7 protein-coding genes are annotated in these 9,108 nt (G+C 42.8%); 5 read left to right on the forward strand and 2 right to left on the reverse strand.

Annotated elements, in window-relative coordinates; genetic code table 11:
* The 4 genes from JW841_16145 to JW841_16160 form a co-directional block, all read left to right on the forward strand.
* A partial coding sequence (locus JW841_16145) for a hypothetical protein (GenBank protein MBN1962466.1) occupies positions 1–766 on the forward strand: 766 nt, incomplete at its 5' end.
* A 79-nt stretch (positions 767–845) separates the two neighbouring features.
* Entirely contained in the window at positions 846–1,601 is a 756-nt protein-coding gene (locus JW841_16150) for a glycosyltransferase (GenBank protein MBN1962467.1), read from the forward strand.
* A gap of 37 nt (positions 1,602–1,638) precedes the next feature.
* Entirely contained in the window at positions 1,639–3,225 is a 1,587-nt protein-coding gene (locus JW841_16155) for a glycosyltransferase family 39 protein (GenBank protein ID MBN1962468.1), read from the forward strand.
* A gap of 74 nt (positions 3,226–3,299) precedes the next feature.
* The gene (locus tag JW841_16160) at positions 3,300–3,716 is read left to right on the forward strand and encodes a hypothetical protein (protein MBN1962469.1); all 417 of its coding nucleotides are present in this window, start codon (positions 3,300–3,302) and stop codon (positions 3,714–3,716) included.
* A gap of 356 nt (positions 3,717–4,072) precedes the next feature.
* Here the strand turns inward: JW841_16160 and JW841_16165 are convergent, their stop codons facing one another.
* Positions 4,073–7,165, reverse strand: coding sequence for a DEAD/DEAH box helicase family protein (locus JW841_16165; protein MBN1962470.1), 3,093 nt, complete (start codon positions 7,163–7,165; stop codon positions 4,073–4,075).
* A 139-nt stretch (positions 7,166–7,304) separates the two neighbouring features.
* On the opposite strand from JW841_16165, the gene JW841_16170 reads away from it, so the two are divergent.
* Positions 7,305–7,829 (forward strand): hypothetical protein, encoded by a 525-nt coding sequence (locus JW841_16170; protein MBN1962471.1) that lies wholly within the window; start codon positions 7,305–7,307, stop codon positions 7,827–7,829.
* A 29-nt stretch (positions 7,830–7,858) separates the two neighbouring features.
* Here JW841_16170 and JW841_16175 read toward each other — a convergent pair whose 3' ends face one another.
* Positions 7,859–8,791, reverse strand: coding sequence for a M23 family metallopeptidase (locus tag JW841_16175; GenBank protein ID MBN1962472.1), 933 nt, complete (start codon positions 8,789–8,791; stop codon positions 7,859–7,861).
* Positions 8,792–9,108: the final 317 nt, after the last annotated feature.

The following is a 9,108-nucleotide window of genomic DNA, read 5'->3' on the forward strand; positions in this document are numbered from 1 at the left end:
CATAACTGGATTAAGCTCAGATGATGCATTTGTGTTGGTTGGCTATCCAGGTATGGGGGTAGGCAATGGTTCGATGGTGGTATCAAACCTCGGTGTTGCTGATGCTACCGTGTTAATCGTTGATGGTAATATTGTGGGCCCACGTACTAGTTCAAGCCTGGGTCGCACCATTAGTACCAATGAAATTGAAGACGGTGCAGTAACCGCAGCCAAACTGGCGGTGGGGGCAGTATCTAGTTCTGCGTTAGGGGCTAGTGTGGTTGGCTATGATAACATTGCTGATGGTGCAGTTAGCGCCAGCAAAGTAAGCTTTAACTATGCTGGTAGTGATTCACCCGGTGGGGTAGCAACTTCGGCAAAAACTGCCGAGACAGCTAATACTGCCAATTCAGCTACTACGGCGGGAACAGCAAGCGATGTAACTTTTAATTATGCTGGTAGTAACAGCAAAGGCGGAGCGGCAACTGGTTTGAGTTGCAGTGGTTGCATCTCTAGTGGTGAAGTTTCTAAGGGTGCAATAGCATACGATAAATTAGCAACTAGACGGGAAGAAATATATGCTGATGCACGAAGTCTAACGGAGGTATGCAGCAACTACACCTCACTTAATCATGCTTTTTGTTTCATAACAGAAATAGGTACCGCGCATTTTCAAACTGGCAACACAAATTCGTGCAGGATAGAAGGTACACCAGGAGCGCAATGGAGAATTTGTGCTAGATCTGGCGGTAACCATCAAATGAAATGTAACGCCTTATGTTTTTAAAATAACTCAAATAATTTTATGATGATGTAGAGTCACTAAGTGAATTTTTGTCACTAACGAACAAAATTAGAACATCACTATGAACACCTGCTCGATAGTTATCCCCTGTTACAACGAAGCTGCTCGTATGAACGCCAGAAGCTATTTAGATCTGCTCGTTCACCCTGATGTAAAAATAATTTTGGTTGATGATGGTTCTACTGACGATACCTGGCTATGTTTTGAGGCCATTGTCCGAAATGCTCCTGCCAATCGAGTTAAACTTTTACGTATGGATAAAAACGTTGGTAAAGGTGAGGCAGTGCGTGCAGGATTGAACCTCGCAATCAAAGAAAACTCAGATGTTGTAGGTTATCTCGACGCCGATCTTGCGACTCCTGCAAGTGAATTGCTTAGAATGTACGAGCAGCTAAATACTTGTGATGCTTTGGTGTTACTTGGTTCACGAGTAAAGCTTTTAGGCTATGAAATATCACGCAGCGTCCTAAGACATTACTTGGGACGCTTATTTGCCACGCTCGCATCATTGCTACTTAATCTTCCTGTTTATGACACTCAATGCGGCGCCAAACTTTTTTTAGTGACTCCGATATTGGTGCGGGCTTTGAGCCAATCTTTTCATTCAAAGTGGGCTTTCGATGTTGAGTTGTTAGGACGTTTGCATCGCTCGCTATTAGCTGTCGGCTCTTTCAATTCTAAGTCCTTCTGTGAAGTGCCTTTGCATATATGGCGAGACATGGGGGGATCAAAAGTAAAACCATTAGCAGCGATAAAAGCTACCGCTGAACTGTTTTTAATTGCCTGGAAACTTCGGCAATATTGTAAACTGATTTAATGAAATAAACTATCAGAATCAATCGGAGTTAAAATAAATGAAAGTATTTTTAATACACAAAGACCGTATCGCCGTTGGCATCATAATAGCCATGATGATTCTATGTGCTTTTGTGGTGAATGATTACGGAATTACCTGGGATGAAACGATTCAGCATGAATATGGTGAGCGCGTGCTTGCATTTTACACATCAGGTTTTTCTGACCATCGAGCATTGAGTTTCGGCAATCTTTACTATTACGGCGGTCTTTTAGAGGTTTTATTTGTGCTTGTTGCCAAAATTGTTCCCGCCGATATCTTTCTTATACGCCACTGCATTACAGCACTCATCGGAATTGTAGGTCTGGTTGGGGTTTACGAGCTTGGTCGACGTCTTGGTGGTCGTGCAACTGCTATTATAGCTATGCTGGTTTTGGCTTTAAGTCCGCTTTACCTTGCCGAACTTTTCAACAACAGCAAAGATTTGCCTTTTGCTGTAGGCTATATTTGGGCTGTGGTTTTTTTAATCGATTTTGGTAAATCGCTACCCAACCCATCCTTAGCGGTAAGCCTGCGTTTTGGAATTGCTGCTGGGCTAACTATGGCTTTTCGTGTCGGTGGGATGCTACTATATTTCTATTTTGGGCTCGTGCTTCTAGTCTTTTTATGGCGTCAACGCTTAAACTTGATTTCGAAACATAGTTTTTGGGTTCGATTTGGTAAACCTCTTCTGCAAGTTGCTGCGATCATTTTCATTTCGTCATATGCCTTAATGATTATTGCTTGGCCTTGGGCGCTTGTTGAACCATGGCGTCCCTTTGAGGCTTTGTCAAAAATGGTTCGGTTTGCCAGTGGCCCGAGTGAAATATTGCTTATGGGTCAATGGGTGCCAACTAAGTCACTTCCTCTAACCTATATTCCTGTTTATGCCACTATTAAAATTCCTGAGCTTGTTTTGATGGCGCTAGCAATCGGTTTTTTAAAGATTATTGTAGCTATTTTTACAAAACGCCTAGCACAATTAAAACCAACCATGGAGCAGGCATTGGTTATACTAGCAGCTATTTTCCCCTTAGTTTATGTGATTGTGCAGCACTCCAAACTTTACGATGGGTTAAGGCATCTGCTTTTTGCTATGTCGGTACTTATGGTAGTTGCGGCTTGGCAGATAATCTGGTTTTTTAAGCGTTTTATTTTGGGGAACAAAACCCGCTACTATATTTCTATATTGCTTGTGGTGTTGTATCTTGCCGCTCATTTGTCGATAATCATTCGTCTTCACCCCTACCACATGATTTACTATAACGTTATTGCAAAAGGCCCGAGTCATGCGGTTGGGCGCTTTGTTGGTGATTCTGCAGGTTTGTCTTATCGTGAGGCGGTTATGCTTTTGAGCTCACATTTATTGGCCGATAATCCCCCTAACGAGCAACAGCCGGTGCGAGTCCACGCATGTTCTAACCCGGTATCGTCAACTTGGTTTTTCCCTTTGTGGATGAAGTGGGCACAAAATATTTCTGATGCAGACTACGTGCTTTCTACTACTGCTTGCCCATGCGAACGCTCGCTTGTTGGCAAGGGTAAAGAAATTCTAGCTGTTGAGCGCTTAGGGGCAAAAATTAATATTGTGCGTAGTATGCATTGAATGATTACAAATGCTTGTACATTTAGACACGATCATCAACTCGACGCCTGTGTGGTAAACAAGGAAATCGTATAATGATTGATTGGCTGGCTCGCATAGAACAGGGCATTAAAGCACGTTGGTTCGAACTTGAATATTATAAAAAATTTGCATTTATTGTACTTGTTGTTGCAAATCCAATATTGTTTGCCATTCATTTATCGACTGTTTGGGATATAACTCCATTTTTAATGGCCTTGTGGGCCGTAGTTATGTTGCGGGTTTCCTACAACGTTGACCGCCAAGATCAAGCTAGCACGATCGGTATACTCTGTCGTACTTGGGGTTGGCTTTGGCTAGCAATGACCTCCTGGCAGCTTGTTGCACGTGTTTATGTCTATTTTACTGGTTTTACGCGTGATATCTTTCGCACGGTTAGACCGCGAGCTTTGCAAATTCCTCTATATGGTTGGGCCGAATCATTTGAATCGCTTTTTCTGGCCAATACCTAATGGAAACTGGACGCATTTGGCTCTATTTCACCCCGATACTAGCTCTAGCTGCCGCTTGCGGTGACTTTAAACGTATGCGAACCGAATCCATTGCATGGGCTTTATCCTACGCTTTGGTATTTGAATTGGCTTTCCGTCATTACCGCTAATAAGATCGATTTAGTAAATAACTACATTTAAGCCCAGCATGGTATTACCATAAGCTATCTTTACTCCTTGCCAGCATGAAATTGGAAATGGTGGGCGAAATTGCCAGCGCTAGCAATATATAAGGCCAAGCAATTGCAAGAATTATAAGCAAACAAAGATAACGCCGTGTCGGAGACCAATTGCTTATATTAATTATCTCAACATTCTCATGCCGAGACATCACGACTGCGCAGTAAACGCACGGCAACCGCTGCGACCAAGTGTGGACGTGCATTAGCCACAGCAGTTAGCAAGCGTTGGTGTTCTTTGGCAAATGTTTGTCGTTCTTTTTCGTGTCTTTCAATAATTATTTGGTAATTTTTTGATTTTGCAGATACAGCAGCCTGTTCGCGTTTTTGTGAACGGAGCAAATACCGTTCGCGATGATTTAGTACCTCTTCTGCTTGGGTAGCGGCTCGTTTCACTATTTTATCAACAGTATCGTTTGCCATTTTCTCAGCAATACTATGATTACCATCAACCAGACGTCGCCAGCGTTCGCTACTGCTGCGCAATGGAGCGGGATCCATACGATCTAATCGGCGCGTTGAATAGGTTAATAAATCTTCGAGTTCAGGTACGCGCTGCCCATTCTCATCTAAAGCTAAAGTAAATGACCGCTTATGAAAGAAAGTTGCAGATTCAGGGACATCATCAGGTAAATCTAAATCAAAACACCACAAAAAGACCGCGCCTTCTTTGGCATAACCCCGACAAATAGCTAAAGCCGCACTTTGGTCATGCGCCTCAGTTGCCCATTGGGTTGCTTGGTCAAGCAAGGGATGCCCAAAAGAACAAAACTCAACATCTTCATGGTCAAGGGCGTAAATACGCGAGAAGGTAGCAACATAACCAGACTCATAATCATCACGCCCCGCAGCACTCGGAGCGCCATCTATTGAAAATAACTGGCCACCTTGAGGTTTTACGTGCAAGCGACTATGGCCAGCATAACTTTGCACAAAGTGTTCAGTTTGCGCTTCAAGATCTTCAGGTACCAAAGCTAATATAGTATTTACTCTATCTTTTGAGAAACTGGCATGGTCGAGAATTGGATCAATATCATTATTTATTCGCTCTCGCGATTCGGCCACTAACTTATGAGTGTCGTTATAAAGAGCTTTCCAACCAGAGGCGTCACTGCCAGTAATTATTAAATCGGCAATACGATCACTAACATACTCAAGAGCATGATCAATACCGCCAACCGTGCTATCAAGCACACCAATAGATTCTTGCATAACCCGTAAAATTGCTGCTTCGTATCCACCACGAAAATATGGAACCAGCACACGCACATCTTGCATTTGTCCAACGCGATCAACACGACCTATGCGTTGTTCAATAGTTGCGGGTCGCCAAGGCAAATCGTAAAGTACAACTTTATGGCAAAATTGAAAATTGCGCCCTTCACCACCGGCTTCGGTAGAAAGCATTATGGGCGGACCTTGGTGGTCACGAAACCAAGCCACTTGTCGATCTTGATCGCGAGGTGCTAAACCACGATGAAATACAGCAATATCATTACCACAATATGGTTCAAGCGCACTGCGCAAAGCTCGTACGGCTATCGAACTCTCAACAAAAACAAGAAGTTTTTCATTTTCGTCTTGTTGGCGAATAATCTCAACCAGCCAACGCAAACGCGCATCACCAGTCGGCAAGCCTTGTTCATCGCGTGGTGATTCAGTCACTTGTTTTATATAAGGTAAAAGTTCGTTCACCAACTCAGGAGAGATGGGCTGCAAGATATCTGCTAAGGCGCGTGGGGTAGCCCATAACGCACGTAATAATTCACCTAGGTTAGTATAGCGCTCACGTGGTTCAGCAATCGTTTGCACCAATTCGAGCATGACACTCTCGCCAACATTTATTAAAACATCTTGTACTGACGTAGCTGTCAGCGCGAATGTTTCAGCATGGCGTTCAGGCAAGCCACCTACTGGGCCACGACGATTGCGTACAACATAATCGGCAATAGCGTGGCGCTCTCGTAAGAGCCCCAAAATATCTTGTGCAGCATCGGCACGTAATGCCGTTGTGGCATCTAATGAAAGAAACTTTTTAAAAGCTGCACTATCATCGGTGTCATCAGCTAAAAGCTCTTTGGCTTGTTTTATGATATTTTTTGTTAAGGCAGTTTGCTCGCTGGTTGCTTTGACTAAAGCTTGACCAACTTCACGAATGATAGCTATACGCTTGGCAGTGGCATTAAAGTCTTCAGGATTATCGAAACGGGTATTATCTAATAAGCGTAGCAGGGCATGATATTCAGCAGGATCAAGCGCCATTGGCGTTGCGGTAAGCAATAGCAGATGCTGTGTTTGTCGCGACAGTGATTCAACCAAATGATATGCCGGATTACCACCACCACCTGGTCGCCATCGCAGATGATGGGCCTCATCAATAATAACTAGGTCCCACGAAGCTGCTGCCGCTTGTTGCATAAGTTTAGGATCAGCGGCAACTTGATCTAAAGAGGCTACGATACGTTGATGCGCCTCAAATGGACTGAGATCAGGAAAATCCTGCAGAGCATCATCGATACGTTCTTCATCAAGCAGCACTAAAAGCTCGTGTGCTTTACGATAAATTTCGCCTAACCATTGAATGCATAAAGCATCAGGAGTGAGAATTAACACCCGATTGGCGCGATTAAGTGCACGTAAGCCCGCATAGATAAGGGTTGCTTCAACAGTTTTACCTAAACCAACTTCATCAGCGAGTAATAAGCGAATGCGATCAGATGCTATAGCGCGCGTTGCCACATCAACTTGATGCGGCAGCCACTGCACTCGTGTACCCAAAATTGCAGCATCACCAGCATTTTTGCCAAAGCGACTTAGAGCTAAACCTTGCATACGTGCGCGCACAACTTGCGGGTGCACCAAATTTAATGTCGCTAGCCGCTCTTTGGCACCAACATCGCGAATTTCTGGAATGAGTTCGTTTTCAACAGCTTCACTGCCATCTTCTAAGGCATAAACATGTAACCCTTCGGGGGTTACCCCAATTTTTTTCTCAACCTTACATTCAATACCTTCACGAGTGCGTACACGCTCGCCATGACCAATCTCATAATGCAATATCACATGCTCTACCCCACGAGTGGTATAAGCACGTTGTTCTTGCAGACGAACGAAGCGTACCCAAATTCGTTGAGCTTCAATTTTAGTAATTACTCCAACACCTAATGCCGGATCAGCAGGTGACCAAACCAATTGCCCTTTGGTATAAGGGATTTTCGCGCGTTTATTCATGTTGTGTATTTTTACTGGGCCATTTAAGCCTTTTTTGTTTTTGTGTTCGACGCCGGAACCTGCCAAAGCAGCACCAGAAGCGCAAGATCTTAAATGTTATTGTTTTTTTATCAATTTCATCTTCTCCTTGACGAAACATATGCTTACGCGTCAGATGCTTTTAAGTTCTTTCAGCACCGGTGAGGTAAAACCTATGCTTTTACGCAATTTTTTTATACTTTTTGCTTTAGCTACCTTCACTGCCTGCGCACATACCAATATTGCTGGCACTCAAATACCTGATACACCACAAAATCGTGAAATTGCTGCGGTAGTGAAAAAAGCCCTTAATGCCTTAACACAGCGTGATGCTGATACAGTATTGTCTTTAGTTTCGCCGCAGTATTTTGAGGACAATGGTACCCCTCAACCTGATGATGACTATGGATACGAACAATTAAAGCAATTATTACCGCAAACGCTAAAAGCTGCAAAAGAAGTATTCATTGATGCTGACTTACAAAGTATTGAGATAATAAATGGGCGTGCGCAAGCAGATTTACGTTATCGATCTCGTGCTAATCTTGAGTTACCAGCGGGTCCTTTATGGGACTCACATCGTGAATTTAATCGCATCGAACTCATTTTTGAAAACAACACCTGGAAAATTATTAGCGGATTATAAGATCCGACTTATAAAAATTAAAGTTTTCTTTAGTTATCTAAATATGCATCTATAGTCGTATCTGGATCGATTTTTAATAATTCTTTAGGGTTAACATAGTGACCTAATAATTTTACCCCAAAGTGCAAATGTGGCCCTGTTGCTCTGCCAGTAGCACCAATAACACCGATTTGCTGACCCTTAGTAACCCGTTGCCCGGCTACGACATCAAGACGATCTAAATGAAAATAAGAAGTAAACAAATCACTACCATGGTCTATAAAAATACAATTGCCGGTAAAATAAAAATCGTGTGCAGCCAAGACCACAATCCCATCATTGGCCGCAAATACCGCAACACCAACTTTGCCATCATAATCTAACCCAAAATGACGACTAGCGATTTTTCCATTGAAGATACGCCTTACCCCAAAGAGACTAGTCTCAACACCTGCTGTAGGTCGCAAAAATGGTTCGTGCCAAAGCAAAGATTTTGCACCGCGTTCATAAGCTTTAGCAATTTCTTTTTGCTCATATACAGCGCGTGCTGGTGGTTTACTTGAATATTTTGGGTCAACAGTTAGTTGGGTCTCAGGATATTTGCCTTCATTTACCAGAATATTAAATTCGATGCGTTTATGATCACAATAAAAGCGTAAAGTTAAATCGCCATTGGTGCGAAGTGGTACTGGCAGCAAAGCCTGCCAACGTTTGTTTTTCCCCCAGAGTGCAAACCAGCGACCTAACCATTTACCTGCGGTTTGATTACATTCTGTTGGTGTTGATATTGTAATTGCTAAAATATCACCGTCTTTAATCGTTTTTTTACGAGTAAGTGCAAATCCATCTTGTTCATCAGAAATTATGTCGGGTGAAATAGATTCTGCAGGTGCTGAATCTGAAGCTTCATTAGACTCTAGTTCGCTCGCTTGGTCTTTGGTGCTTAAAGTGTTGGTCTGGGCAACGTCGTTAGTTGTCGCCATGGCGCTTTTTTTATTCAACCATCCGCAAAACGAAATCAGACCAAAGATTAAAATAAATACTTTTAGATTAATGAAGGTGCACATCTATATAAAAATACCAGTATTATGGGATGTTTTAAAATAAACTGCGAGTAGGGTTATGGTTTTAGTGTTAGGTTTTAGTATCAGGTTTGGCAGGTGCCAGACACTAAATTATTGGACACTAAATTATTGCCTTTCATTCCCCGTCCCCTATTCTCTGTTCTTTAAATACGTAAGTTCAACCTCGCTTGGTTAAAGACAAAATGAAGATTTAAAGAACAGGGAACAGAGAATTA

This window comes from Deltaproteobacteria bacterium (assembly GCA_016931625.1).
Lineage (GTDB): Bacteria > Myxococcota > XYA12-FULL-58-9 > XYA12-FULL-58-9 > JAFGEK01 > JAFGEK01.

Excerpts from the sequence above, each read along its gene's own strand:
- JW841_16150 (MBN1962467.1), top strand. The coding sequence starts at position 846 with ATGAACACCTGCTCGATAGTTATCCCCTGTTACAACGAAGCTGCTCGT.
- JW841_16155 (MBN1962468.1), top strand. The coding sequence starts at position 1,639 with ATGAAAGTATTTTTAATACACAAAGACCGTATCGCCGTTGGCATCATA.
- JW841_16160 (MBN1962469.1), top strand. The coding sequence starts at position 3,300 with ATGATTGATTGGCTGGCTCGCATAGAACAGGGCATTAAAGCACGTTGG.
- JW841_16165 (MBN1962470.1), bottom strand. The coding sequence starts at position 7,165 with ATGAATAAACGCGCGAAAATCCCTTATACCAAAGGGCAATTGGTTTGG.
- JW841_16170 (MBN1962471.1), top strand. The coding sequence starts at position 7,305 with ATGCTTACGCGTCAGATGCTTTTAAGTTCTTTCAGCACCGGTGAGGTA.
- JW841_16175 (MBN1962472.1), bottom strand. The coding sequence starts at position 8,791 with ATGGCGACAACTAACGACGTTGCCCAGACCAACACTTTAAGCACCAAA.